Source organism: Caulobacter soli, from assembly GCF_011045195.1.
GTDB lineage: Bacteria > Pseudomonadota > Alphaproteobacteria > Caulobacterales > Caulobacteraceae > Caulobacter > Caulobacter soli.
On sequence record NZ_CP049199.1, the window covers coordinates 439,982 to 466,302 of the forward strand.

The 26,321-nt window shown below is 68.0% G+C and carries 19 protein-coding genes and 1 pseudogene; 17 read left to right on the forward strand and 3 right to left on the reverse strand.

Features of this window, described 5'->3' with window-relative positions:
- Positions 1–157 precede the first annotated feature (157 nt).
- From G3M62_RS02100 to G3M62_RS02160, 13 genes and pseudogenes are all read left to right on the forward strand, one after another.
- Positions 158–2,181: pseudogene (locus G3M62_RS02100) on the forward strand (methyl-accepting chemotaxis protein).
- Positions 2,181–2,468 (forward strand): STAS domain-containing protein, encoded by a 288-nt coding sequence (locus G3M62_RS02105; protein ID WP_165184344.1) that lies wholly within the window; start codon positions 2,181–2,183, stop codon positions 2,466–2,468. Before G3M62_RS02100 ends, G3M62_RS02105 begins: the two are co-directional and overlap by 1 nt.
- Complete coding sequence (locus G3M62_RS02110) at positions 2,465–2,830, forward strand: response regulator (RefSeq protein ID WP_028038734.1); 366 nt, start codon at positions 2,465–2,467, stop codon at positions 2,828–2,830. The genes G3M62_RS02105 and G3M62_RS02110 overlap by 4 nt, the downstream gene beginning before the upstream one ends.
- Positions 2,831–2,878: 48 nt before the next feature.
- Entirely contained in the window at positions 2,879–5,209 is a 2,331-nt protein-coding gene (locus G3M62_RS02115; protein WP_165184345.1) for a chemotaxis protein CheA, read from the forward strand.
- Between the two features lie 4 nt (positions 5,210–5,213).
- Positions 5,214–5,681 carry a chemotaxis protein CheW gene (locus tag G3M62_RS02120; protein ID WP_165184347.1) on the forward strand — a complete coding sequence of 156 codons (468 nt, stop codon included), beginning with the start codon at positions 5,214–5,216 and terminating at the stop codon, positions 5,679–5,681.
- A complete protein-coding gene (locus tag G3M62_RS02125) occupies positions 5,682–6,554 on the forward strand; it encodes a CheR family methyltransferase (protein WP_165184349.1) in 873 nt (290 codons plus the stop codon).
- A complete protein-coding gene (locus tag G3M62_RS02130; protein ID WP_165184350.1) occupies positions 6,554–7,582 on the forward strand; it encodes a protein-glutamate methylesterase/protein-glutamine glutaminase in 1,029 nt (342 codons plus the stop codon). The genes G3M62_RS02125 and G3M62_RS02130 overlap by 1 nt, the downstream gene beginning before the upstream one ends.
- Before the next feature lie 4 nt (positions 7,583–7,586).
- Complete coding sequence (locus G3M62_RS02135; RefSeq protein ID WP_010918325.1) at positions 7,587–7,976, forward strand: response regulator; 390 nt, start codon at positions 7,587–7,589, stop codon at positions 7,974–7,976.
- Positions 7,976–8,545 (forward strand): chemotaxis protein CheD, encoded by a 570-nt coding sequence (locus G3M62_RS02140; protein WP_165191166.1) that lies wholly within the window; start codon positions 7,976–7,978, stop codon positions 8,543–8,545. Before G3M62_RS02135 ends, G3M62_RS02140 begins: the two co-directional genes overlap by 1 nt.
- Before the next feature lie 5 nt (positions 8,546–8,550).
- Positions 8,551–8,952 carry a chemotaxis protein CheU gene (locus tag G3M62_RS02145; protein WP_246263436.1) on the forward strand — a complete coding sequence of 134 codons (402 nt, stop codon included), beginning with the start codon at positions 8,551–8,553 and terminating at the stop codon, positions 8,950–8,952.
- A gap of 3 nt (positions 8,953–8,955) precedes the next feature.
- Positions 8,956–9,549 carry a response regulator gene (locus tag G3M62_RS02150; protein WP_165184352.1) on the forward strand — a complete coding sequence of 198 codons (594 nt, stop codon included), beginning with the start codon at positions 8,956–8,958 and terminating at the stop codon, positions 9,547–9,549.
- Entirely contained in the window at positions 9,546–10,016 is a 471-nt protein-coding gene (locus G3M62_RS02155) for a chemotaxis protein CheE (RefSeq protein WP_165184353.1), read from the forward strand. The genes G3M62_RS02150 and G3M62_RS02155 overlap by 4 nt, the downstream gene beginning before the upstream one ends.
- A gap of 345 nt (positions 10,017–10,361) precedes the next feature.
- Positions 10,362–13,319, forward strand: coding sequence for a TonB-dependent receptor (locus tag G3M62_RS02160; protein ID WP_425483860.1), 2,958 nt, complete (start codon positions 10,362–10,364; stop codon positions 13,317–13,319).
- Positions 13,320–13,406: 87 nt separating this feature from the next.
- On the opposite strand, the gene nagA is transcribed toward G3M62_RS02160, so the two are convergent.
- From nagA to G3M62_RS02175, 3 genes are read right to left on the reverse strand one after another with little or no spacing between them, the layout of a single operon-like run.
- Positions 13,407–14,546, reverse strand: a complete 1,140-nt coding sequence (gene nagA / locus G3M62_RS02165; protein ID WP_165184356.1) for an N-acetylglucosamine-6-phosphate deacetylase — start codon at positions 14,544–14,546, stop codon at positions 13,407–13,409.
- Positions 14,546–15,625, reverse strand: coding sequence for an SIS domain-containing protein (locus G3M62_RS02170; protein WP_165184358.1), 1,080 nt, complete (start codon positions 15,623–15,625; stop codon positions 14,546–14,548). The genes nagA and G3M62_RS02170 overlap by 1 nt, the downstream gene beginning before the upstream one ends.
- A 54-nt stretch (positions 15,626–15,679) precedes the next feature.
- Entirely contained in the window at positions 15,680–16,417 is a 738-nt protein-coding gene (locus tag G3M62_RS02175) for a GntR family transcriptional regulator (protein ID WP_165184360.1), read from the reverse strand.
- A gap of 257 nt (positions 16,418–16,674) precedes the next feature.
- On the opposite strand from G3M62_RS02175, the gene G3M62_RS02180 reads away from it, so the two are divergent.
- The 4 genes from G3M62_RS02180 (at position 16,675) to nagE (ending at position 26,316) form a co-directional block, all read left to right on the forward strand.
- Complete coding sequence (locus G3M62_RS02180) at positions 16,675–19,446, forward strand: TonB-dependent receptor (RefSeq protein WP_165184361.1); 2,772 nt, start codon at positions 16,675–16,677, stop codon at positions 19,444–19,446.
- A gap of 226 nt (positions 19,447–19,672) precedes the next feature.
- On the forward strand, positions 19,673–22,018 hold the full coding sequence (locus G3M62_RS02185) for a family 20 glycosylhydrolase (protein WP_165184363.1): 2,346 nt from the start codon (positions 19,673–19,675) through the stop codon (positions 22,016–22,018).
- Positions 22,019–22,041: 23 nt separating this feature from the next.
- Positions 22,042–24,552 carry a phosphoenolpyruvate--protein phosphotransferase gene (gene ptsP, locus G3M62_RS02190; RefSeq protein WP_165184365.1) on the forward strand — a complete coding sequence of 837 codons (2,511 nt, stop codon included), beginning with the start codon at positions 22,042–22,044 and terminating at the stop codon, positions 24,550–24,552.
- A 3-nt stretch (positions 24,553–24,555) separates the two neighbouring features.
- Complete coding sequence (nagE, locus tag G3M62_RS02195; protein WP_165184366.1) at positions 24,556–26,316, forward strand: N-acetylglucosamine-specific PTS transporter subunit IIBC; 1,761 nt, start codon at positions 24,556–24,558, stop codon at positions 26,314–26,316.
- Positions 26,317–26,321: the final 5 nt, after the last annotated feature.

The following is a 26,321-nucleotide window of genomic DNA, read 5'->3' on the forward strand; positions in this document are numbered from 1 at the left end:
GGGCATGACTCGCGCGCGCGCCCGGGCCTTTCTAGATTCGAGGCCCGCCAAGGGCTTTGCGGGCAGGAAAAAGCGGGGGTGCGACACCCCCTGCGGCAAACGCTCTTAACCAAAGTCAGGAACTATTAGGAATATGTCGTGATGATCCCCCTCGACGTTGGTGATCCGTGGGCAACGGACCGCCGCTAGAGGGGACTAAATCCGATGAAGCGCTTCCGGCTCGTCGATCTTCCGTTGATCATCAAAATCGGCTTCGCGCCGGCGTTCGCACTTCTGATGCTGGCCTTGATGGCCGGCGGAGCGATCGTCGTGCAGAAGAGCCAGTCCGCCGCTCTGCAGCAGGTCGTCGAAACCGACATGCGCGAGAACATGGAGATCCAGGCGCTGTCCAAGCGCATCTCCAACATCAACGGTGAACTCTACACGGTGCTGACCCACAAGGCCGGCAACATCGAAGTCGAGAAGAACGACGCCCGCATGGCCGCCGTCCTCGCCGAGACCGAAGCCGTGAAGAAGGACCTGACGACCCTGAAGGGCAAACTGCCCAAGGAAGAGCAGCCGAAGATCACCGAGCTGATCAAGTCGCTCGACGAATGCCACAGCGCCATCGACACGGTGAGCGGCATGATCGGCGTCGACTTCAACATGGCCGTCGGCTTCATCGCCCCCTTCGAAGAACAATACGCCAAGATGACCGGCCAGCTGGACGCGGTCGTCACGGCCGCCAACCAGCGCATCGCCAAGGAGACCGCCAAGAAGCAGGCGGAAGCCAACGCCGCGATGAGCGTCACGATCGTCATGTCGCTGGCCACGCTGCTGGCCGTCGGCGCCCTGGCCTTCCTGACCGTCATGACCACCCGCAAGTCGATCGGCGACATCGCCGGCGCCACCGAGAAGCTGTCGAAGGGCGACAACACGATCGACCTGGAGAAGATGACCCGGGGCGACGAGCTGGGCGCCATCGTCCGTTCGCTCAAGGTCTTCCGCGACAACCAGCTGCACCTCGAGCAGATGCGCGCCGAGCAGGAAAAGAACGCCGCCCTGACCGCCGACGAACGTCGCGCCAAGGAAGAGACCGCCGCCGCGGCCGCCCGCGAGAACGCCCTGGTGGTGTCGTCGCTGGCCGACGCGCTGGAGCACCTGGCCAAGGGCGACCTGACGTTCCGCGTCCAGGCCGACTTCCCGGGCGACTATCGTAAGCTGAAGGACGACTTCAACGCCGCCATCACCCAGCTGCAGGAAACCATCAAGGTCATCGCGGCCTCGACGGACGGCCTGCGCACCGGCGCCGACGAAATCGCCCACGCCTCGGACGACCTGTCGCGCCGCACCGAGCAGCAAGCCGCCTCGCTGGAAGAGACCGCCGCCGCCCTGGACGAGCTGACCGCCACGGTGCGCCGCACCGCCAGCGGCGCCAAGCAGGCCTCGGAAGTGGTTTCCAGCACCCGCGGCGAAGCCACCCATTCGGGTCAGGTCGTGCACGAGGCCGTCTCGGCCATGGGCGCCATCGAGGACTCGTCCAAGCAGATCAACCAGATCATCGGCGTGATCGACGAGATCGCCTTCCAGACCAACCTGCTGGCCCTGAACGCCGGCGTCGAAGCGGCTCGCGCCGGTGACGCCGGTCGCGGCTTCGCGGTGGTCGCTCAGGAAGTTCGGGCCCTGGCCCAGCGCTCGGCCGAAGCCGCCAAGGAGATCAAGACGCTGATCTCGTCCTCGACCCAGCAGGTCAGCCAAGGCGTCAGCCTGGTCGGCCAGACCGGCGAGGCCCTGCAGCGGATCGTGGCCAAGGTCGGCGAGATCGACGCCCTGGTCACCGAGATCGCCGCCTCGGCCGCCGAACAGGCGACCGGCCTCAACGAAGTGAACACCGCCGTCAACCAGATGGACCAGGTCACCCAGCAAAACGCGGCGATGGTCGAGGAATCGACCGCCGCCACCCACTCGCTCAAGGGCGAGACCGGTGAGCTGGTGCGCCTGATCGGTCGCTTCAACGTCGGCGGCGGCCGCCCGCAGGCCGCGTCCTACGAGCGCCCGCAGGCCGCCGACCCGGCCGTACACACCCCCGCCGCCAATCCGGTGGCTGAACAACGCGCCCGCCTCAACGCCTTCGCCCGTCCTGGACGCGGCGGCGCGGCGACCGCGGCGGCCCCCGCCGCCGACGGCTGGGAGGAGTTCTGATGTCGACTGCGATCGCCCTGCCCGAAACCCTTGATCTGAAGGCTTCGGGTCCGCTGAAGCAGGCGTTCGTCGAACGCCGCGGCCAGGACATCGAAGTCCATGCCGACCAGGTCCGCCGTCTCGGCGGCCTGTGCCTGCAGGTCCTGCTCGCCGCCCGCAAGGCGTGGGCCGAGGACGGCAAACCCTTTCTGATCACCGCGCCTTCCGAGGCGTTCGTGGAAACCATCCGTCTGTTCGGGGCCGAAGGGGCTCTCTTGCAGACCGAACTTCAAGGAGCTGCATCGTGACGCGTACTGTCCTCACGGTCGATGACTCGCGTACGATGCGGGACATGCTGCGCATGGCCCTCGCCGGCGCCGGGTTCAACGTCGTCGAAGCCGTCGACGGCGAACACGGGCTGGAAGTGCTGTCCGCCCATCGCCCCGACGTGATCATCACCGACATCAACATGCCCAAGCTGGACGGCTTCGGCTTCATCGAGGCGGTGCGGGTCGACGACGACTATCGCGCCATCCCGATCCTGGTGCTGACCACGGAAAGCGACCCCAGCAAGAAGCAGCGGGCTCGCGAAGCCGGCGCGACGGGCTGGATCGTCAAGCCGTTCAATCCCGAAAAGCTCGTTGAGGCGATCCGCCGCGTCGCGGCCTGATGAATCAAGTGCTCTAGGTACTGAAATACCTTTGTAGGAAGTCGGGGAATGGACGAGCTAGAGGCCATCAAGGTCACCTTCTTTCAGGAATGCGAGGAACTGCTCGCCGATCTTGAAGGCGGTCTCCTGGCTATTCAGGACGGCAACGACGATGGCGACACCGTCAACGCCGTGTTCCGCGCTGTGCACTCGATCAAGGGCGGGGCGGGAGCCTTCGGCCTGGAGCCGCTGGTGCGCTTCGCTCACGTGTTCGAGACGCTGCTCGACGCCCTGCGATCGAACGAGATCCCCGGCACGCCCGACCTGACCGCTCTTCTGCTGCGCGCCTCCGACGTGCTGGCCGACCATGTCAGCTCGGCCCGCGGGCTGGGCGTGGTCGACATGGACGCCTCGGCCGCCATGGCCGCCGAGCTGAAGATCGCCACCGACCCCAACGCCGCCCCGGCCGCTCCGGCCCCGGTCGCCGCCGCGCCGGTGGAAGAAGCCCCGCAATATGTCGACGCCGCGCCGATCGTCATTGGCGCCGACGACGGCATGGACGACGACGACCTGGGCTTCGACTTCCAGCCCATGACCATCACGCTGGACGCCCAGGCCGCCGACGCGGCCGTGCTGGACGACAACGTCTGGACCGTGTCGATCCGTCCGAAGTCGGACCTATACCGCAAGGCCAACGAAACCGCCCTGCTGCTGCGCGAGCTGAGCCGCCTGGGTCCGATCCAGGCGACCCTGGACGACAGCGCCATGCCGGCCCTGGAATTCCTCGACGCCGAAGCCGCCTACGTCACGTGGAGCGTCCGGGTCGAGACCGACCAGGGCGAAGAGGCCATCCGCGAAGTCTTCGAATTCGTCGACGGCGACTGCGACCTGGAGATCACCCGTGGCGAGGCCCCCGTGGCCGACGTGCTGGCGACCCTGCTGGACGTGACCGCCCCGGCCCCCGAGCCGGAACCCGAGCTGGAAGCCGCCCCGGTCCTGATCGAAGCCCCCGTCGAGGAGCCGGTCATGGCCGCTCCGGTGGTCGAGATCGCCGAAGTCGCTCCCGCGCCGGCCCCCGCGCCGATCTCGGCTCCCGCGCCGGCCACGCCGCCGGTCGCCGCCAACGCCCCGGCCGCCCCCGCTGAAAAGGGCGGCGCCAAGCCGGCCCAGATCGACGTCCCGGGTCCGGGCCAGTCGGTGATCCGCGTCGACCCCGAGCGCATCGACCACCTGATCGACCTGGTCGGCGAGCTGGTGATCAACCAGGCCATGCTGGCCCAGCGCGTCGGCGAATACGGCATCGCCCCCTCTTCGAACCTGGCCATGGGCCTGGATGAGCTGGAACAGCTCACCCGCCAGATCCAGGACAGCGTGATGGCCATCCGCGCCCAGCCGGTGAAGTCGGTGTTCCAGCGCATGCCGCGCCTGGTCCGCGAAGTCGCCAACATGACGGGCAAGCAGGCCCGCCTGGTGATGGACGGCGAGAACACCGAGGTCGACAAGACGGTCATCGAGCGTCTGGCCGATCCGATCACCCACATGCTGCGCAACGCCATCGACCACGGGCTGGAAAGCCCCGAGGAGCGCAAGGCGGCCGGCAAGAATCCCGAAGGCGTCGTGCGCCTGGCCGCCCTGCACCGCAGCGGCCGGATCGTCATCGAGGTCCAGGACGACGGCAAGGGCATCAACCGCGAGCGGGTGCTGTCGATCGCCGTCAACAAGGGCCTGATCTCGCCGGACCTGACCCTGACCGACGAAGAGATCGACAACCTGATCTTCCTCCCGGGCTTCTCGACCGCCGACAAGATCTCGGACGTTTCGGGTCGCGGCGTCGGCATGGACGTGGTCAAGCGTTCGGTGCAGGCCCTGGGCGGCCGCATCTCGATCTCCTCGCGTCCGGGCCTGGGCTCGACCTTCACCCTCAGCCTGCCGCTGACCCTGGCCGTCCTGGACGGCATGGTGGTCGACGTGGCCGGCGAGACCCTGGTCATCCCGCTGGCCTGCATCGTCGAAAGCCTGCGTCCCAAGCTGGAAGAAATCCGCCCGCTGGGTCCGACCGGTTCGGTCCTGGCCGTGCGCGACAGCTTCGTGCCGCTGATCGACGTGGGCCTGACCCTGAACTATCGCAGCAAGTCGCCGTCGGCGACCGAGGGCGTGGTGCTGCTGGTCGAGGGCGAGGATGGCTCGCGCGCCGCCCTGGTGGCCGACGCCATCCACGGTCAGCGCCAGGTGGTCATCAAGTCTCTGGAACAGAACTACCAGCAGGTCGAAGGCGTCGCCGCCGCGACCATCCTGGGCGACGGCCGCGTGGCCCTGATCCTGGATGTCGACGCGGTGATCAATCTGCGCCGCCGCAGCCCGCCGCCCGTCGTTGATCCCACCCTCATCGCCGCGGAATAGCTCGATGACCGAACCCAACACGACCCACAGCAATGAAACCCGCGAACTGATCTCGTTCCGCGTGGTCGAGCAGGAATACTGCGTGGACATCATGGCCGTCCGCGAGATCCGCGGCTGGAGCCCGGCGACCACGCTGCCGCAATCGCCCAGCTACATGCGCGGCGTGATCAACCTGCGCGGCGCGGTGCTGCCGATCATGGACCTGGCCTGCCGCATCGGCATGCCGACCACCGAGCCGAACGTGCGCAGCGTGTTCATCGTGGTCCAGGCCGGCGACCGCACGGTCGGCCTGCTGGTCGACGCGGTGTCCGACATCCTGTCGATCACCGACGACATGTGCCAGCCGACCCCGGACATCGCCTGCGAGAACGTCCGTCACTTCGTGAAGGGCATCATTTCCATCGAAGGGCGGATGATCAGCGAGATCTCGCTGGACCGCCTGCTCCCCGAGCGCGAGGCCCTGGCCGCCTAGATGACCACTTCCTCGATCTCATCCCGCGAGGCCCTCGTCGATGGCGAGTTCGCCTTCACGAACGCCGACTTCAAGCGGATCGCGGGTCTGCTGTACGACCAGGCCGGCATCAGCCTGCCCGACAGCAAGGCCACGCTGGTCTATTCGCGCCTGGCCAAGCGCCTGCGCACCCTGGGCCTGAAGACCTTCGCCGAGTACTGCACGTTCGTCGCGCAGGACGGCAATGTCGATGAGCAGCAGCACATGCTGCGGGCCCTGACGACCAACGTCACCCGGTTCTTCCGCGAGCCGCACCACTTCGACGACCTGCGCGCCAGCATCCTGGAGCCCATGGCCGACAAGGTCCGGGCCGGCGGTCGCCTGCGCCTGTGGTCGGCGGCCAGCTCGTCGGGCCAGGAACCCTATTCGATGGCCTTCACGGTGCTGTCGGTGTGGCCGAACGCCGCCGATCTGGACATCCGGATCCTGGGCACGGACATCGACACCAACGTGCTGGCCACCGGCCGCGAGGCCGTCTACGACGAGGCGCTTCTGGAGGGTATTCCCGCCAACATGCGCGGCCAGTATTTCGAGCGCGACGCCAGCGACCGCCGCAGCTTCCGCGTCTGCGAGGCGGCCCGCCAGATGGTGGCCTTCCGCGAGCTGAACCTGAACGGCCCCAGCTGGCCGATGAAAGGCCCGTTCGACGCCATCTTCTGTCGCAACGTGGTGATCTATTTCGACGAGCCCACCCAGGAGCGGGTCTGGCAGCGCTTCGCGCCGCTGGTCGCCCCGGGCGGCAAGCTCTATGTCGGCCATTCCGAACGCGTGGGTGCTTCCATTACGGCTTTCGAAAGTGCCGGTCTCACCGCCTACCGCAAGGTGGGTCGCTGATGGCCAAGATTCGCGTCCTCGTCGTCGACGACTCCGCCACCATGCGCGGCCTGATCACGGCCGCCCTGACCCGTGACCCCGAGATCGAGGTGGTCGGCGCCGCCGGCGACCCGTTCGAGGCGCGGGGCATGATCAAGGCCCTGAACCCCGACGTCGTCACCCTCGACATCGAGATGCCGAACATGAACGGCATCGAGTTCCTCGAGAAGATCATGCGCCTGCGGCCGATGCCGGTGGTCATGGTCTCCAGCCTGACCCAGGCCGGGGCCGAGATGACCCTGCGCGCGCTGGAGCTGGGCGCGGTCGACTGCGTGGGCAAGCCCACCAACGCGACCGGCACGGCCGAAGCGCTCGCGGAAGTGGCCGAGAAGGTCAAGGCCGCCGCCCGCGCCTCGGTGCGGACCAAGGCCGACGCCGCGCCGGCCAGCCCGCGCCGCCTCAACTACCTGCCCTCGGGCGACATCGTGGCGATCGGCTCGTCGACCGGCGGGGTGGAAGCCCTGCTGTCGATCCTGACCCAGTTCCCCGAGACCTGCCCGCCGACGGTGATCACCCAGCACATGCCGGCCACCTTCACGGCCAGCTTCGCCGCCCGCCTCGACCGGGCCAGCGGCGCCAAGGTGCAGGAAGCCGTCGACGGCGCCCTGCTGGAGCCGGGCAAGGTCTATGTCGCTCCCGGCGGCGCCACCCACCTGGAAGTGGTTCGCTCGGCCGGGTTGCGCTGCCGCCTGACCCAGGGCGACCCCGTCAGCGGCCACAGGCCTTCGGTCGACGTGCTCTTCAACTCGGTGGCGCAAGCCGTCGGCGACAAGGCGGTCGGGGCGATCCTGACCGGCATGGGCCGCGACGGCGCGCAGGGCCTTCTGGCCATGCGCAAGGCCGGGGCCCGCACCCTGGGCCAGGACGAACAGAGTTGCGTCGTCTACGGCATGCCTCGTACGGCTTTTGAACTCGGCGCGGTGGAGAAGCAGGTCACCCTGTCCTCCATGGGCCAAACCATTCTCGATCTGGCCTCCGCGAGGCGATGAACCCATGCCCCAAGCAAGCACCATTTCCGTTCTCGTCGTCGATGACCAGCTGACCATGCGGGCGTTGATCCGCAACGCCTTGCAGCAGATCGGTTTCAAGGACATCCGCGAGGCCCCCGACGGCGAGGAGGCTCTGAAGAACCTCCTGGCCAAGCCGGCCAACCTGGTCATCTCGGACTTCAACATGCCGAAGATGGACGGGCTGGCCCTGCTGCGCGCGGTGCGCTCGCACCCGCCGATCCGCCAGACGGCCTTCGTCATGCTGACCGGCCGGGCCGACCGCGAGCTGGTCCAGCGCGCCGTGCAGTTCGGCGTCAACAACTACTGCGTCAAACCGTTCACCGTCCAAGGCCTGAAGGAGAAGATCGAACAGGTCTTCGGTCAGCTGACATGATGGGCCAAAACCAACCCGCTGACGACTTCGGCCCCTCGATCAAGGTTCACGTCACCCAGGGCGAAAGCCACGTGTCGTCGGACCCGCAGGTGGTCATGACCACGGTGCTCGGCTCGTGCATCGCCGCCTGCCTGCGCGATCCGACGACCGGTATCGGCGGCATGAACCACTTCCTGCTGCCGGACGCGGGCGACCGCAAGAACGACAGCGGCGACGCGGTTCGCTACGGCGCCTACGCCATGGAGCTGCTGATCAACGGCCTGCTGAAGAAGGGCGCCCGTCGCGACCGTCTTGAGGCCAAGATCTTCGGCGGCGGCAAGCTGTTCGACGGCCTTTCGGACGTCGGCGCCAGCAACGCCGCCTTCGCCGAGCGCTTCCTGCGTGACGAAGGCATTCCGATCGTGTCATCCAGCACGGGCGGCCTGTCGGCCCGTCGCGTCGAGTTCTGGCCCGCCTCGGGCCGGGTTCGCCAGCGCCTGGTCGCCGTCGACAACGCTCCGCAGGACGTCCGCCGTCCCGCGCCCGCCCCGATGCCTGCCGCGTCCAGCGGCGACGTGGATCTGTTCTGACGCCCATGACCGTACAGCCGCTCGCCTTGACCGACGATTTCGCCACCCAAGAGCAACCCCCGCTGGGGCAGCTTCCCGTGGGCGAGCTTTCGCGTCGGCTGGCGGCGGAACTGACGGCGGCGGCGATGATCTGCCGCGACTGCGAACACATCGCCGGCGACCTGGCCAGCGGCGGCGCGGCGCTGGAGAACCTGTCGCGGCTGCAGGCCCTGGACGAACTTAGCCAGCGCCTGCACGGCCTGTCCGACGTGCTGACCCGCATCGGCCAGCATGCTTCCGGCGAATGGAGCATGGCCGTCGAGCCCCTGCTCGCGGGCCTTGGCCTGGCTGATCTGGTGGTGCGTCTGCGCGACGCCGAGAACCACGAGGGCTGGAACACCGAGGCCGGCGAACTCGACTTCTTCTAAGTCATGCGCGAACCGCTTCACGCCTCGACCCGGATCAATCTGGAGAAGGTCGACCTGCTGCTCGTCGACGACAGCGTTCCGTCGTTGAACCTGCTGTCCCAGGTGCTGCTCGGCTTCGGCATCAAGAACCTGACGCGCGCCGATGGCGCCAAGGCGGCTCAGGCCATGCTGCGCGAGCGCACCTTCGACCTGGTCATCAGCGCCACCAACATGGCCGGCGTCGACGGCTACGAACTGGTCAAGTGGCAGCGCCGCGGGGCCCTGGAGGCCAACCGCTATCTGCCGGTGATCCTGGTCTCGGGCCACACCCCGCCCTCGCAGGTGTTCAAGGGCCGCGACGCCGGCGCCAACTTCACGATCGCCAAGCCGATCACGCCCAAGATCGTGCTGGAGCGGATCCTGTGGGCGGCCAAGGAAGATCGCCAGTTCATCGAGTGCGACAGCTATCTGGGTCCTGATCGCCGGTTCAAGAACGACGGCCCGCCGTCGGGCGCCGCCGGGCGCCGCCGCGAGGATCCGCCCCAGCCTCTGCGCCCGCCGGGCGCGGCGCAGGACGGGCCCCAGGGTGAAATCGGCGCCGAGAAGGTGAAGTCATGAGCAATGTTCGCAAATTCCGCGCGCCCAACCGCCTGTCGATGCTGGTCCGGGCGAACGGCGGGGTGATGGCCAAGGACGCTCTGGCGGCCGCCGACGCGGCGCTGGAGCCGCTGCGCGCCGAATCGCTGGCGGTGCTCGACGCCGCCCTGGCCGAGATCGACAGCCGGTTCGGCAAGTCGGCGGCGGCCACCCGCGCCAGCGGGGCCTTCCAGGACCTCTACACCCTGGCCCTGCGTATCATCGACGTATCGGGCTTCCTGCCGGGGTCGTGCGTCGACCAGGCGGCGATCTCGTTCTGCGCCCTGGTCGACAACTGCTCTGAAGCCGGCGCCTGGCGCTGGGACGCCATCGACGTGCACATCAACGCGCTGCGCCTGCTGCGCACCGCCGACCTCAACCCCGACCAGCGCCGCGCGGTGATCGACGGGCTCAACAAGGTCAGCCAACGTCGTATCGACGAGGGCTGAATCGCGCGGGTCGCGCGGCAAGCTTGGCCGGAATGTGGCCGAAACGACACGGTTGCGGCATCGCTACAATCCGCCACGCTTCAGCCATCTTGTGGAGACCGGTTTCATTTGATACCGGTGACATTGCTACCGGTGTCAGGACAACATCTCGCTGAGATGTGACACCGGTGTCAGAATTAGACGGCCAGAGGAAACGGCCGCGCGGGAAGGAAGCGCGGACGTAGTCTCGGCCGGGCGGCGCGAAAGCGCCGTTCAAAAGAAACGTGGTCACGGGAGGAGGATCCATTGTCTCAGATCTCTAAGCAGCGCGTCCGTGCGCTGAAGCTCGGTGCGTCCAGCGGCGCCATGCTGATGGCGATGGCCGTGGCGGGTGTCGCCTCGGCCCAACAAGCGCCCGCGCCGGCGCCGGTCGAAGACACCGCCGTCGAAGAAGTGGTCGTCACCGGCTTCCGGGCCAGCTTGGCCAACGCGCTCGACATCAAGCGTCGCGAGAACGACCTCGTCGACGTCATCAAGGCGCAAGACATCGCCGATTTCCCCGACCTCAACCTGGCTGAATCGCTGCAACGCGTGCCGGGCGTGTCGATCGACCGTGACGGCGGCGAAGGTCGCAGCATCACCGTTCGCGGCCTGGGTCCCGACTTCACCGTCGTTCGCCTGAACGGCCTGGAAGCCCTGGCCACCACCGGCGGCAAGGACAGCTCGGGCGGCGCCAACCGCGGCCGCCAGTTCGACTTCTCGATCTTCGCTTCGGAGCTGTTCAACAGCGTCACCGTGCGCAAGTCGACCTCGGCCATGAACGAGGAAGGCTCGCTGGGCGCGATCATCGACCTGCAGGCCTCGCGTCCGTTCGACTTCAGCGGCCCGGCCATGAGCATGGGCGCCAAGGTCGGCTGGAACGACCTGTCGCGTAAGAAAGACCCGCGCTTCACCTTCCTGGCCAGCAACCGCTGGGACACCGGCATCGGTGAAATCGGCGCCCTGATCTCGGTGGCCTACGCCGAGCGCAAGACCCTGGAAGAAGGCTCGTCGACCGGTCGTTGGGAAAACCCCAGCGTTCCGAACAACTCCTCGACCTCGTTCCCCTGCTCGGGCGCGGCCTACAATCCGGTCAGCGGCCCGGCCCTGAGCTGCTCGCAGATCGGCGTGAACACCCCGAGCACGACCGCGCCCACGGCCTCGGCCGCCGGCACCGCCAACAACCTTTGGCACCCGCGGATCCCGCGCTATGGTCGTCTGCAATACGATCAAAAGCGCCTGGGCATCACCGGTTCGCTGCAATGGCGCCCGACCGAGAACTCGACCCTGAGCCTCGACGCGCTGGTGGCCAACTTCACCAACAACCGCGACGAAACCTATCTGGAAGTCATCTCGTTCAGCCGCAGCGGCGCGGGCCTGCCCCAGACCGACGTGGTCAACTTCCAGGCCGACAACAAGGGCAACCTGATCAAGGGCACGTTCGACGACGTCGACGCCCGCGTCGAGTATCGCCACGACGACCTGAAGACCGAGTTCAACCAGTTCACCCTGACCTATGACACCAAGTTCGGTGAGCGCGGCCACTTCAACGCGGTCTATGGCCAGTCGCGGTCGATCCAGGACAACCCGGTCCAGACGACGTTCTCGTTCGATCGCTACGACAGCGACAACTACAGCTACGACTACTCGGGCAACGACAAGCTGCCGAACTTCAACTACGGCTTCGACCCGACCAACCCGTCGAACTTCGTCTACAGCAACAGCAACGCCAAGGGCGATCCTTCGCTGCTGCGTCTGCGTCCCAGCAAGGCGGTCAACACCTTCCAGACCTTCCGCGCCGACGTCGACTACGAGATCCTCGACGGCTTCAAGCTGCGCTACGGCGGCGACTACAAGGAATACGGCTTCACCTCGTCGGAACAGCGCCTGTTCTCGCGCAACCTGGCCAGCACGGGCAGCACGTTTACGGCCGAGGCGGGCTTCCCGCTGCCGGCCGGCGTCTCGATCGCCGACGTCTCGCGCCTCATCACCGGTTTCGGCCGTGGTCTGGACCTGCCGGCCGGCGTGCCGACCTCGTGGATCGCTCCCGACCTGGACAAGCTGAAGAAGGTCATCGGCTACGACTGTAACTGCATCAACGCCAACGGCGACTTCCGCCTGAGCTCGTTGAACCAGTTGGGCGCCCTGCGCGCGGTCACCGAGAAGGACACCGCCTTCTACATCCAGGGCGACTTCGACTACGACATCTTCAACATCCCGGTGCGCGGCAACCTCGGCGTGCGCTACATCAAGACCCAGCAGACGGCGAGCGGCCACTACAACGCCGGCAACACCACGGTCGCCGTGTCCACGCCGATCGGCACCCTGTCGGAACAATACGCCACGGACGCTGTCCAGACCGTCAGCCGCGAATACACCAACACCCTGCCGGCCCTGAACATCTCGGCCCAGCCGATGGAGAACTTCTTCATCCGCTTCGCCGCGGCCAAGGTGATGACCCGTCCGCAGCTGCAGAACCTGACGCCGGGCTTCACCGCCAACAGCCAGCCGAACCAGACCCTGACGCGCGGCAATCCGGATCTGAATCCGATGCTCGCCAACAATCTGGACCTGAGCTTCGAGTGGTATCCGGACAAGGAAACCCTGCTGTCGGCCGGCTTCTTCCAGAAGGACATCAAGTCCTACATCCAGCAGACCGCCCAGGTCATGCCGTGGTCGGACACCGGTCTGCCCAACAGCCTGCTGAGCAACACCAACACCCCGGACACGCCGTTCACCGTCACCACCCAGGTCAACAGCCCGGGCGGCAAGCTGAAGGGCTTCGAGCTGAGCGCCCAGCGTCCGTTCACCTTCCTGCCGGCTCCGTTCGACAAGTTCGGCGCGATCGTGAACTACACGCACGTCAAGAGCGACATCGCCTACATCATCAAGGCGCCGACGTTCAGCGGCACGCCGCGCACGCAAACCGCGCCGGCCGTGATGCTGACCCAGCCGCTGGTGAACCTGTCGCCGGACGCCTTCAACGTCACGCTCTACTACGAAAACGGGCCGTTCAAGGCGCGTGCGTCGGGCTCCTATCGTGACGCCTACCTGATCCAGGTCGCGCCTTCGGCGACCAACAACAACGACGTGCGGATCAAGGAAAAGACCTTCAACCTCGATGGCCAGGTCAGCTACGAGCTGGGCAAGTTCACGGTCACCCTGGAACTGATCAATCTGACCGACCAGGAAGACAGCAAGGTCGACGACTCGACCCGCATGGCCTCGGAAGAGTACGTGCACTACGGTCGCCAGTACTATCTGGGCGTGAAGTACAAGTTCTAGGTCGCATTTCCTCCCCGAAACGACCAAAGGGCGCTGGTGAAAACCAGCGCCCTTCTTTTTTGTCCGTGGTCGGATTGTGGATCGGTTCTAGGTGTTCGCCACGCCGTCGATCCAGGTCCGGCGGACGTTCAGCGCCTCGTCCAGCAGCACCAGATCGGCCGCCTGGCCGGCTCTGATCGACCCGCGGTGGCCCGCCAGGCCCAGGAAGGCGGCGGGGGCGCTGGAGGCGATCGACACGGCGTCTTCCAGCGACAGGCCCAGCATCGACACGGCGTTGCGCACCGCGCCGACCATGTCCAGGTCCGAGCCGGCCAGGGTGCCGTGGTCGTCGACGCAGACCCCGTCGACCACGCGAATGTGGCGGCCTTGCAGGTCGAAGCTCTTGTCGACCATGCCCACAGTGGGCATGGCGTCGGTGACCAGCATGAAGCGGTTCAGCGGCCGGGTGCGCAGGGCGATGCGCAGCACCACCGGGTCCACGTGGCGGCCGTCGACGATGATCCCGCACCAGGCCGTTATGCTCTCGAGCGCCGCGCCCACCACGCCCGGCTCGCGGCTGGTCAGCGGCGACATGGCGTTGAACAGGTGGGTGAAGCCGGTCAGGCCGGCGTCCAGCGCCTTGCGCACCGTGCCGTAGGCGGCGTTGGTGTGGCCAGCGGCGACGGTCACCCCGGCGGCGGCCAGGCGGCGCACCATTTCCGGCGTGGTGGTCTCCGGGGCCAGGGTCACCAGCGTCTTGCCGCGCTTGAGCGAGCTGAGCAGGGTCACGGCCTCGTCGTCGAGGGTTCGGAACTTGCTGGCGTCGTGGATGCCCTTGCGCTTCACATTGAGGAACGGACCCTCGATGTGAACGCCCAGCACGCCGGGCACGCCGGCCTCGATGGCCTGCTCTGTCGCCCGCATGGCCGCGTCGACCACGGCCAGGTCGTCGCTGATCAGGGTCGGCAGGAAGCCGGTGGTGCCATAGGGCCGGTGGGCCGCGCCGATGGCGGCGATGGCCTCGACGGTGGTGGAGTCGTTGAACAGCACCCCGCCGCCGCCATTGACCTGGGTGTCGATGAAGCCGGGAACCAGCAGGCCGCCGTCCAGGTCTTGGCGATCGACGCCGGCCGGCGTGTCAGCGCTGTCGGTGACGCCGACGATCCGACCGCCCTCGATCGCCACGGCCTTGCCGTCGACGATCCCTTCCGGCGTCAGGATGCGGCCATTAACGAGTACGGACTGCATCAGACGGTTTCTGTGACCTTGTTGAGGTGCGGGGGGCTGTCGGGATCGTAGCCGCGCGCCACCGACAGCGCATTGGCCATCCGGTAGAAGCTCTGGATCATCAGGATCGGCTCGATCACCGGGTGGGCGGCCAGCGCCGGCAGCACGCCGGCGCCCGTTTCTCCGGCGCCGGCCAGCAGGACGTCGCCGCCGCGCTCGGTCACGCCCTTGGCCATGGCGTCGACGCTGTCGCGGCTCTCGTCGTTCTGGGCGAAGACCAGGACCGGGAAGCCCGCCTTCACCAACGCCATGGGGCCGTGCAGCACTTCGGCGGCGCTGAAGGCCTCGGCGTGCAGGCCGCAGGTCTCCTTGAACTTCAGGGCCGCCTCCTGGGCGACGCCGAAGCCGACGCCGCGTCCCAGGACGTAGAGGTTGCGAGCCAGTTTCAGGCGCTCGACGGCCGGGGTCCAGTCCAGGGTCCAGGCCTCGGCCAGCAGGGCCGGCAGGGTGGTCAGGGCGGCGGTCAGGTCGTCGTCCTGGGTCCAGGCGGCGACCAGCTGGGCGATGGCGGCCAGGGCGGCGATGTAGGACTTGGTGGCCGCCACGCTCAGCTCGGGACCGGCGTGCAGCGGCAGCACTTCGTCGGCCAGGGCGGCCAGGGGTGAGTCGGTGACGTTGACCAGGGCGATGACGAAGGCGCCGGCTTCCTTGGCGGCCTGGACGGCGGCCAGCAGGTCGGGGCTCTTGCCCGACTGCGAAATGGCCAGATAGAGCACGTCGCCCAGGTCCTGGTGGGCGGCGTAGACCGAACTGACCGACAGCGCGGCCGACGAGGTCAGCACCCCGGTGCGGGTCTCGATCAGGTACTTGGCGAAGGTGGCGGCGTGGTCGCTGCTGCCGCGGGCGCAGGTGACCACGGCGCGGGGCGGGTTGGCGCGCAGGCGCTCGGCGATCCGGGCGGCGCGGGCGGCGTTGGCGTTCAGCTGGGCGGCGACGACGTGCGAGGCCTGGCCGGCCTCGAGGAACATGCGGGTCGATTCCGCCGTCAGCCTCGCCGGTTCAGCCGGGGGTGCGGGTCGGGTCAAGACGTTGGCCTCCAAGACGGACGTTCCCTTTACATAAGCGCGGGGCAGGCCCCGTTCGGTGTCTGGCCCTCAAGAAAGGGCGTTCAGTTCGGCGACGAAGTCGTAGGCGTCACCCCTGTAGTAGGATTGTGTGACTTCCACCGCCCGGCCGTCGGGCAGGAAGCTGCGGCGTTCGATCAGCAGGCCCGCGTCCTTGACGGGCACGCCCAGCAGCTCGGCCTGCTCGGCGGTGAACAGCACCGCGCGCAGCCGCTGCAGGGCGCGGGCGGGACGGTGGCCGGTGGCTTCCAGGGCTTCGTAGAGCGAAACGCCCACCACCTCGGCCGAGGGCAGGGCGTAGCCGGCGATCGTGGAATATTCCAGGGCCATCGGCGCGCCGTCGGCGTAGCGGATGCGGGCGAAGCGGAAGACCGGCGTGCCGGGCGACAGGCCCAGGGTCAGCGACTCTTCCGGCGTGACCGAGCCTTCGGCCTTGCTGATCCATTCGCTGCGTGGCGTGCGACCGCGCGAGATCATGTCCTCGGTGAACGACGACAGCTTGGAGAAGCTCTTTTCCACGCGCGCGGCGACGAAGGTGCCCGCGCCCTGGCGGCGGGTCAGCAGGCCCTCGCTGACCAGGCCGTCCAGCGCCTTGCGCACGGTGATGCGCGAAATGTTGAATTCCTCGGCCATGTCGCGTTCGGCCGGCAGGGCGTCGTCGGGGCCCAGCACCTTCTTCTGGATGGCGTCGCGCAGGGCGCGTTGCAGCTGCTTGTAGAGCGGAGCGTGATCGTCGCCGGTCAGGCCACCGATCCTCTCGGAAAACATCGTCAATTTCGCACCCCCGCGCAAAACCGCGCCATCGCTTGGCTCTGGAAATAGCATATGACCATTTTCATACCAATAAGAACGTGGTCCGCAATTGGTTCTTTTTTGGCCTTGTCATCCGATAAATTTCCGTCACAGTTCCCTTCCGAGGCCCGAGAAGTACCGCATTCTACGGATGTCCGCAGATAATTGGTATCAGATTGGGCTTGGGGTTCGGCTCCAGGCCCAAGGGTCTGGAAAAAGGGGAGAAGCCGAGTATGCGAAATTTCCACAAGACCATTCTATCTGCGTCCGCCAGCGTTCTGGCGGTAGCGTTGGCCGCGCCGGCCTTCGCGCAAGACTCTACACAGGTCGAAGAGCTCGTCGTCACCGGCATCCGCGCTTCGCTGCAGGCCTCGGTCGAGGCCAAGCGCAACGCCAACGCCGTGATCGACGTCATCACCGCCGAGGATATCGGCAAGTTCCCGGACAAGAACGTCGCTGAATCGCTGCAGCGCGTTCCCGGCGTCACCATTCAGCGCGAATTCGGCGAAGGCGAGCGGATCTCGATCCGCGGTACGGCGCCGACCCTGAACCGCACGCTGCTCAACGGTCACTCGGTGGCCACCGCCGACTGGTTCATTCTCGATCAGTTCAAGGCCAGCCGCAGCTTCAACTACCTGATGCTGCCGTCGGAAATCGTCGGCAAGGTCGAGGTCTTCAAGAGCCCGATGGCCGACATCGACGAAGGCGGCGTGGGCGGCACGGTCAATGTGCACACCCGCAACCCGCTGGACCTGGCCCCGATCTCGGTCTCCGGTTCGGTTCAGGCCTTCCATGACGAAAAGTCGGGCAACACCGATCCGACCGCCTCGGCCATGCTCAGCTGGCACAACGCCGACAAGACCCTGGGCGTCCTGGTCGGCGGCATCTACGACAAGCGCCGCATTCGCCGCGACGGCATCGAGGTCCTGGGCTACCAGGCCGTGACCACCGCCACCGGCAACGGCACGAACATCACCGGCATCACGCCCGGCCAGACGGTCTACGCGCCCAGCCTGATCGGCTCGTCGCTGTTCACCCAGACCCGCGAGCGCAAGGGCGCCAACTTCGCGATCCAGTACGCGCCGACCGACAAGTTCGAACTGAACCTGACCGGCCTCTATTCCAAGATGGACGCCGACAACTTCAACCAGAACTACATGGCCTGGGTCAGCCAGAAGATCGGCGCCCTGGCCACCACGCCGACCGAAACCTACAACATCACCAAGGTCAGCAACGGCACCGCCGTCGCCGGCAACTTCAACCAGCCGGGCGCCAACGGCGTGGTGTTCGACGCCATCGACCGCCTGGCCCACACCAATGTCGGTTCGATCGACCTGGCCGGCAAATGGCGTCCGGCCGACGGCTGGGAGTTCAGCGGCCGCGTCGGCTACACCAAGGCCAAGGGTGCGACCGACCTGCAGCCGTTCTGGGAAACCAACGCCCCGACCGGCCTGAGCTACGACCTGTCGGGCGGCCTGCCCAAGGTGTCGTTCACCAACATCGACCCGAAGACGGCCGATGACGAAATGACCCTGGGCTGGGCTTCGGCCAACACCACCGTCAACACCGACGACGAGTTCTACACCTTCGTCGACGGCGAGAAGTTCCTGGACGGCGGCGTCTTCAGTTCGGTCAAGTTCGGCCTGAAGTACACCGACCACGACCGCGACGTGGTGCAGACCTACGGCCAGCGCCGCGCCCTGTTCGCCAATGGCGCGTGCGGCGGCCAGAACTGCTCGCTGGCCAGCGTCGCCGGCGGCCTGACCGACAGCGACTACCTGGACGGCATCAAGGGGCCGGGCGTTCTGTCCAGCTACCTGACGGCCGACAAGAACAAGATCGAGGCGATCTACGCCAAGATGGGTCCGGCCACGATCTACGATCCGAACAACCCCAACACCGGCGGCTGTATCGGCCTGGTGAACTGCGACCACTTCGGTCCGCTCGAAAGCTTCGACTTCAACGAGAAGACCTTCGGCGGCTACGTGATGGGCAACCTGAAGGGCGAAGGCTGGCGCGGTAACGTCGGCGTCCGCGTCGTCAACACCAAGATCGAGACCAACGCCTGGCGCGTCGGCGTCTCGGCGGGCACGCCGGGCGCGATCAACAACCCGTTCGGCCTGATGGCGCCGACCACGGGCGAGAAGCAGTACACCGACATCCTGCCCTCGGCGAACTTCTCGTTCGACGTGAAGGACGACGTGGTGATCCGCCTGGCCGCCGCCCGCGTCCTGGCGCGTCCGGACTACGCCCAGATGGCCGGCTTCACCTCGCTGACCGAGTCCCTGCTGACGGCCTCGGGCGGCAACCCGAACCTGGACCCCTATCGCGCCAACCAGTACGACGCGACGGTGGAATGGTACTTCGCGCCGCAGTCGATCCTGTCGGTCGACTTCTTCTACAAGGACATCTCGACCTACATCGTCCAGGGCGCGACGACCGAGAAGCTGCCGCTGCAAGCCGGCGCCGCCGACCCGCGGGTCGTCAACCCGGCCAACAACTGCGTCCTGCAAAGCGCCGGCCTCTACAGCTGCGACTACAATGTCGGTCGTCCGGTGAACGTGGCGGGCGGCGAGACCAAGGGCATCGAAGTCAACTTCCAGATGCCGATCTGGAACGGCTTCGGCGTGCTGGCCAACTACACCTACTCCGACGCCAGCTCGTCCTCGGACGTGCCGATCCCGTCGAACTCGAAGAACATCTTCAACGTCAGCGGCTACTACGAGAACGAGCGCTTCAGCGCCCGTCTGTCCTACAACTATCGGTCCAAGTTCTTCGTCGACTACGACGCCGAGCGCGGCTACCGCCAGCTGTGGTCGGACTCGATCGCCTCGCTGGACGCCTCGGCCAGCGTCAACCTGACCCAGAACATCTCGCTCAGCCTCGACGCGGTGAACCTCACCGACGAGAAGCAGACCGACAACTACGACAACGACAAGAACCGTCCGGCCCGTATCTACAAGAACGGCCGCATGGTCTTCGGCGGGGTCCGCTTCAAGTTCTAATCGCGTACCGGGACCTTCGGCGCGTGCCGGAGGTCCCGCTTTCCTCCCGAGATCGTTGCATCGGAGGCGGCATGGTCCAGGATCGCATCATGACCTGTCCCGCCCCGCCGATCGCGACCAAAGTCCTCCTGACTGCAAGCACGGAGCTGGGGCGGAGCGGTCAAACGCTCCGCCCGCTTTTTGCCGCCCGTGGTCCTGCCGCATGTCAGCCGGAGAGCGCCCTCTCATGATCGTATTCAAGCCCTTCGCCAAACGCGCCGCCCAGGCCTTCGCTTCGGCGGGCGCGTCAGTCGCCGTGCTGGCCTTCGCTTCGGCCGGTTTCGCCGCGACGCCGACCCTGACCCTCACTCCGGCGCCCGCCCAGGCGACGATGGGGCAGGGGAGCTTCGCCCTGACCGCCAAGACCCGGATCTTCGTCGCCAAGGGCGATGTCGAGGCCCGCGTCGTGGCCGGCCAACTGTCCGACATGCTCTTCAAGGCCCGGGGCCTGAAGCCCGCCGTGGTCGAGGGCGCGCCGCCCGCCGGCGAGGCCGCCATCGTCCTGGCCCGGGGACAAGCCGCGAGCGACAAGCCCGAGGCCTACAGGCTCGAGATCGCTCCCACCGGCGTCACCATCACCGCCGCCAAGCGCGCGGGCCTGTTCTACGGCGCGGTCAGCGTCTGGCAGTTGGCGGTGACCGACGAGGCCAAGGAGCCGGCCGATCTGCCCGCCGTCAGCATCGACGACGCCCCGCGCTTCGCCTGGCGCGGCTTCATGCTGGACAGCGCCCGTCACTTCCAGAGCGTCGACACCATCAAGTCGATCCTCGACGCCATGGCCGCCCACAAGCTCAATACGCTGCACTGGCACCTGGTCGACGACCAGGGCTGGCGGCTGGAGATCAAAAAGTATCCGAAGCTGACCTCGGAAGGGGCCTGGCGCGTGCCGGCCGGCGCGGCGGGCAAGGATCCCAAGACCGGCAAGCCCATCCGCTACGGCGGTTTCTACACCCAGGACCAGGTGCGTGAGCTGGTCGCCTACGCCGCCGCGCGCGGGATCACCGTCGTGCCCGAGATCGAGATGCCGGGCCACGCCCTGGCGCCGCTGGTGGCCTATCCGCAATTCGGTATGACCAAGGCCCCGCCGCGCGAGCACATGGGCGACTGGGGGGTGTTCCCCTATCTCTACAAGCCCAGCGACGAGACGTTCGGCTTCCTCAACGACGTGCTCGACGAGGTGATGGATCTCTTCCCCTCGCCCTACATCCACGTCGGCGGCGACGAGGCCGTGAAGGACCAGTGGAAGGCCAGTCCCGAGGTCCAGGCCCAGATCCAGGCCCTGGGCGTCAAGGACGAGCACGGTCTGCAGAGCTGGTTCATCCAGAGGGCCGAAAAGCACATCAACAGCCGTGGCCGGCGGATGATCGGCTGGGACGAGATCCTCGAAGGGGGCCTTGCGCCCAACGCCACGGTCATGTCCTGGCGCGGGATCGACGGCGCGGTCGCCGCCGCCTCGCAGGGCCATGACGCGGTGCTGGCGCCTGACAGCACCCTCTATATGGACCGCCGCCAAAGCGCCTCGGCCGACGAGCCGCCCGGCCGGATCAAGATCGTCAGCCTCAAGGACGTCTACGACTTCGACGCCGCCCCGGCGGCCCTGACCGAGGCCCAGCGCGCCCACATCCTGGGCCTGCAGGCCAATTCGTTCACCGAGCACATGCGCACCGACGAGCGGCTGGAGAAGATGACCTTTCCGCGCCTGATCGCCGTGGCCGAGAATGGCTGGACGCCCGAGGCCAGTCGTAACTGGGCCAGCTTCGCCGCCCGCCTGCCCGCCGAGAGCGCGCGGCTGGACGTGCTGGGCGTCGCCCACGACACTGTGCCCTACGAACCCCAGGCGACGCTACGCCCCGCCGACGGCGGTCAGGTCTCGGTCGTCCTGGCCTCGGGCCTGGGACTGGGCGAGATCCGCTACACCACCGACGGCAAGGCCCCGACGAAGGCCTCGAACCTGTACGAAGCGCCCTTGGCGGTCGCGCCGGGCAAGACCGTCCGGGCTCGGACGTTCCTGGGCGACGCCGCCCTGGGCCGTGTCCGCGACTACCCCGTCAGCCTGATAGCGGCCCAGACCCGCAACAGTCACCAGCTGGAGCTCTGCGGCGACGGCATCAACCTGTCGCTGGAGGACGACGCCCCGGTCAGCGGTCCGCGCGCCGTGTTCGCGGTCAATCTGATGAACCCCTGCTGGGTGTGGAAGGGCGCGGACCTCTCGACCGGCCTGAAGCTGACCGCCCGCATCGGCCAGGTTCCGTTCAACTTCCAGATCGGCGCCGACCGCGAGAAGATCCCGCTGCGCGCGCCCGCCACGCCCGACGGCGAGCTGGAGGTGCGGATCGACGGCTGCGGGGGCGAGCGCATCGCCGCCCTTCCGCTGGGCGCCGCCGCGCGCGGACCGGCCCTGGGCATGGTCTCGGGCGTGCTGCCCAAGCGCGACGGCGTCCACGATCTCTGTCTGAGCTTTACAGCCCGAAGCGTCGAGCCGACGCTAGTGCTGGACCAGGTCGCGCTGACCTCAATCAAGACCAAGAACTAATCCAGGAAGCAGGAAGCGTACCGGTGTCCAATCTCGTACTGTCCTCGCCGCTCAAGGGCTGGATCGCTCCGCTGGACGAGACGCCCGACGCGGTGTTCGCCGAGCGCATGCTGGGCGACGGCCTGGCCATCGACCCGCTGGGCTCGACCCTGCACGCCCCCTGCGACGCTCGGGTGATCGCCGTGCACGCCACGCGCCACGCCGTCACCCTGCGGGCCGACAACGGCGCCGAGATCCTGATGCATGTGGGGCTGGAGACCGTCGGCCTGGGCGGCGAGGGCTTCGAGGTCCACGTCAAGGACGGCGACGCGGTAAAGGCCGGAGACAGGCTGATCAGCTTCGATCTCGACCTGCTCAGCCAGCGCGCCAAGAGCCTGATCACCCCGGTGGTGATCACCAATCCCGACGCCTTCCAGATCGTCCGTCGCGAGCAGGATCACGCCGCCTCGGTCGGCGATTTCCTGATGGAGCTGGCCCCGGTCGGTGGCGCCGGCGCGGTGCTGGCGATCGCCGAGGGCGAGGTGGCGCGCGAGGTCGTGGTGCCGCTGCAGCACGGCATCCACGCCCGTCCGGCCGCGCGCATCGCCGAGAGCGCCCGCAAGTTCGCCGCCGAGGTGGCCCTGGTCGCCGTCAACCGTCGGGCCAGCGCCAAGAGTCCCGTGGGCGTGATGTCCCTAGCCATCCGTCACGGCGACCGCATCAGCGTCGTCGCCTCGGGGCCGGACGCCGACTTCGCCGTCGCCGCCATCGTCGAACTGATCGAGGGCGGCATGGGCGAGAGCGCGGCCCTGCCGCCGGCCGCCGCCCCGGCCGCCGTGGTCGAGGCGGTTCGCGCCGCGCCGCCCAGCGAACCGGGCCTGCTGCGCGGCGTGATGGCGGCCCCGGGCCTGGCGATCGGCCAGGCCGTGCGCTTCGTCTCCGCCGACATCACGGTCGTCGAGACCGGCGCCGGCGCGGGCCACGAGCGCGCCGCCCTGGAAGACGCCCTGGCCCAGGTCCGCGCCAAGATCGAGAAGTCGGCCGCCAAGGGCGACACCGCCCGCAAGGCTATCCTGGGCGCCCACCTGGCGTTCCTGGAAGACCCCGAACTGACCGCCTCGGCCCACCGGCTGATCGCCGACGGCAAGAGCGCGGGCTTCGCCTGGCGCCGCGCCGTGGGCGGCTATGTCGAGGCCCTGCGCGGCCTGGGCGATCGTCGCCTGGCCGAGCGCGTCGACGACCTGATCGACCTGGAACGCCAGGTGCTCCGCGCCCTCTCCGGCGAGGAGGACGAGGCCCGCGTCCTGCCGCCCGGCGCCATCCTGCTGGCCGACGAACTGCTGCCCTCGCAACTGATGGGCGTCGAGGCCGGCCAGGTCGCCGGCTTCTGCACGGCCAAGGGCGGCCCGACCTCGCACGTGGCCATCCTGGCCGCCGCCATGGGCATCCCGGCCATCGTCGCCGCCGGTCCCGGCGTGCTGGACGTCACCGAGGGTGCGGCCCTGATCCTCGACGCCGAGAATGGCAGCTTGCGCGTCGGGCCCGACGCCGCCCAATTGGCCGCCGCCCAGACCGCCATCGCCGCCCGCCACGAGCGCAAGGCCGCCGCCAAGGCCGCCGCCCACCAGGAAAGCCGCACCGCCGACGGCGCGCGGATCGAGGTGTTCGGCAATGTCGGCTCGCTGAACGACGCCCTGGCCGCCGCCGCCAACGGCGCCGAGGGCTCGGGCCTGCTGCGCACCGAGTTCCTGTTCCTGGAGCGCGAGACCCCGCCCGACGAGGACGAGCAGGCCCGCCAGTACCAGGCCATCGCCTCGGCCCTGGACGGCCGTCCGCTGATCATCCGCACCCTGGACGTCGGCGGCGACAAGGCCGCGCCCTACCTGCCGATCCCGACGGAAGAGAACCCGGCCCTGGGCCTGCGCGGCGTGCGCGTCTCGCTGTGGCGGCCGCACCTCTTGAAGACCCAGCTGCGGGCCATCCTGCGGGTCAAGCCGCTGGGCCAGTGCAAGATCATGGTCCCGATGATCGCCAGCCTCGACGAGCTGCGCGCCGTCCGCGCCATGCTGGAAGAGACCAAGCGCGAGATGGGGATCACCGAGCGGATCGAGCTGGGGGTGATGATCGAGACCCCGGCCGCCGCCGTCACCGCCGACCTGCTGGCCGCCGAGGCCGATTTCCTGTCGGTCGGCACCAACGACCTGACCCAGTACGTGCTGGCCATGGACCGGGGCAATCCGGAGCTGGCCGCCCGCATCGACGCCCTGCACCCCGCCGTGCTGCGGATGATCGACCTGACCTGCAAGGGCGCGGCCAGGCATCAGCGCTGGGTCGGCATCTGCGGGGGCCTGGCGTCCGACCTCGTCGCCGTGCCGGTGCTGGTGGGCCTGGGCGTCACCGAGCTGTCGGCCACGGCCGCGACGGTGCCGGAAGTGAAGGCCCTGGTCCGCACCCTGAACGTGCCGGCCTGCCAGGCCCTGGCTCGCCAGGCGCTGGACCTGACCTCGCCCGAGGCCGTCCGAGATCTTTGCAAAGCCTTTCAGGCTGGAGCGTAAGCGATGAAGTCCCCGCTCGAATTCCTCCAGCCCCTGGGCCGCGCCCTGATGCTGCCCATCGCCGTCCTGCCGGTGGCGGGACTGCTGCTGCGCCTGGGCCAGCCCGACCTGCTGAACATCGCCTTCATCGCCGCCGCCGGCGACGCGATCTTCTCCAACCTGGGCCTGCTGTTCGCCATCGGCGTGGCCGTGGGCTTCGCGCGCGAGAACAACGGCGCGGCGGGCCTGGCGGGCGTGGTCTGTTTCCTGATCGCCACCGAGGGCTCCAAGGCCCTGCTGCACGTACCGCCGGACGTCACGGCGGGCCTGATCAAGGCCCATGCCGACCTGGCCTCAGCGGCCTACAAGGCCAAGGCCCTGGCCAAGCTGAGCGTGCCGATCGGCATCGCCTCGGGCCTGATCGGCGGGGTGTTCTACAACCGCTTCTCGACCTTCAAGCTGCCCGAATACCTGGCCTTCTTCAGCGGCCGGCGCTTCGTGCCGATCATCAGCGGCGTGGCCGGCCTGTTGATCGCGGTGCTGATCGGCTTCGGCTATGACGGGATCAATGGCGCGGTCGACGGGGCCAGCCGGGCCATCGTCGGCTCGGGCGAGCTGGGCCTGCTGGTCTATGGGTTCCTCAACCGGATCCTGATCGTCACCGGCCTGCACCACATCCTCAACAACATCGCCTGGTTCGTGATCGGCGACTACCACGGCGCCACCGGCGACCTGCGCCGCTTCTTCGCCGACGACCCGACCGCCGGCGGCTTCATGAGCGGGTTCTTCCCGGTGATGATGTTCGGCCTGCCCGCCGCGTGCCTGGCCATGTACCACACGGCCCGTCCGGAGAAGAAAAAGGCGGTCGGCGGCATGCTGACCTCGCTGGCCCTGACCTCGTTCCTGACCGGGGTGACCGAGCCGATCGAGTTCAGCTTCATGTTCCTGGCCCCGCTGCTCTATGCGGTGCACGCGGTGCTGACGGGCGTGGCCATGGCGGTGATGAACGCTCTGGACATCAAGCTGGGCTTCACCTTCTCGGCGGGCCTGTTCGACTATGTGCTGAACTTCGGCAAGGCGACCCACCCGCTGTGGCTGCTGCCCCTGGGGGCGCTCTATGCCGGGGTCTATTACGGCCTGTTCCGCTTCTTCATCCTCAAGTTCGACCTGAAGACCCCGGGCCGCGAGGCCGATGACGAGGCCGCCGCCGAGGCCGCCACGACCGGCGGCGGGCGTGGGGCCGACTTCGTCCAAGCCCTCGGCGGCGCGGCCAACCTGGTGTCGGTCGACGCCTGCACCACGCGTCTGCGCCTGATCGTCGCCGATCAGGGCGCGGTCAGCGAACCGGCGCTCAAGGCCCTGGGCGCGCGGGGCGTGGTCAAGCCCTCGGACAAGGCCCTGCAGGTCGTGTTGGGTCCGATCGCCGACGGCGTGGCCGGCGAGATCCGCGCGGCCCTAAGCGGGATGAAGGGGGGAGCGCCGGCGCCCGCCAAGCCCGTGGCGACGGTCGCCAAGGCCTCCGTCGCCCTGCCCACCTCCGCCGACGGCAGCCGGGCCGAGACCCTGGTCGCCGCCCTGGGCGGCTCGGCCAATGTCGAGGCGGTCGGGGCCTGCTCCAGCCGCCTGCGCCTGGTGGTCCGCGACAACGGCCGCGTGGACGAGGCCGCGCTCGCCGCCCTGGACTCGCGCGGCGTGGTCCGGGTGGGCGAGCGCGCCGTGCACGTGGTGCTGGGCCCCGACGCCGAGCGGATCGGCGAGGCGGTGCGTTGCCTGCTGCCCGCCTGACCCTT

Coding starts and splice junctions, on each gene's coding strand:
- G3M62_RS02130 (WP_165184350.1), top strand. CDS start 6,554: ATGGCCAAGATTCGCGTCCTCGTCGTCGACGACTCCGCCACCATGCGC.
- G3M62_RS02105 (WP_165184344.1), top strand. CDS start 2,181: ATGTCGACTGCGATCGCCCTGCCCGAAACCCTTGATCTGAAGGCTTCG.
- G3M62_RS02180 (WP_165184361.1), top strand. CDS start 16,675: ATGCGAAATTTCCACAAGACCATTCTATCTGCGTCCGCCAGCGTTCTG.
- G3M62_RS02145 (WP_246263436.1), top strand. CDS start 8,551: ATGACCGTACAGCCGCTCGCCTTGACCGACGATTTCGCCACCCAAGAG.
- nagE (WP_165184366.1), top strand. CDS start 24,556: ATGAAGTCCCCGCTCGAATTCCTCCAGCCCCTGGGCCGCGCCCTGATG.
- G3M62_RS02115 (WP_165184345.1), top strand. CDS start 2,879: ATGGACGAGCTAGAGGCCATCAAGGTCACCTTCTTTCAGGAATGCGAG.
- G3M62_RS02185 (WP_165184363.1), top strand. CDS start 19,673: ATGATCGTATTCAAGCCCTTCGCCAAACGCGCCGCCCAGGCCTTCGCT.
- G3M62_RS02160 (WP_425483860.1), top strand. CDS start 10,362: ATGCTGATGGCGATGGCCGTGGCGGGTGTCGCCTCGGCCCAACAAGCG.
- G3M62_RS02175 (WP_165184360.1), bottom strand. CDS start 16,417: ATGTTTTCCGAGAGGATCGGTGGCCTGACCGGCGACGATCACGCTCCG.
- nagA (WP_165184356.1), bottom strand. CDS start 14,546: ATGCAGTCCGTACTCGTTAATGGCCGCATCCTGACGCCGGAAGGGATC.
- G3M62_RS02125 (WP_165184349.1), top strand. CDS start 5,682: ATGACCACTTCCTCGATCTCATCCCGCGAGGCCCTCGTCGATGGCGAG.
- G3M62_RS02120 (WP_165184347.1), top strand. CDS start 5,214: ATGACCGAACCCAACACGACCCACAGCAATGAAACCCGCGAACTGATC.
- G3M62_RS02135 (WP_010918325.1), top strand. CDS start 7,587: ATGCCCCAAGCAAGCACCATTTCCGTTCTCGTCGTCGATGACCAGCTG.
- G3M62_RS02155 (WP_165184353.1), top strand. CDS start 9,546: ATGAGCAATGTTCGCAAATTCCGCGCGCCCAACCGCCTGTCGATGCTG.
- G3M62_RS02150 (WP_165184352.1), top strand. CDS start 8,956: ATGCGCGAACCGCTTCACGCCTCGACCCGGATCAATCTGGAGAAGGTC.
- G3M62_RS02140 (WP_165191166.1), top strand. CDS start 7,976: ATGGGCCAAAACCAACCCGCTGACGACTTCGGCCCCTCGATCAAGGTT.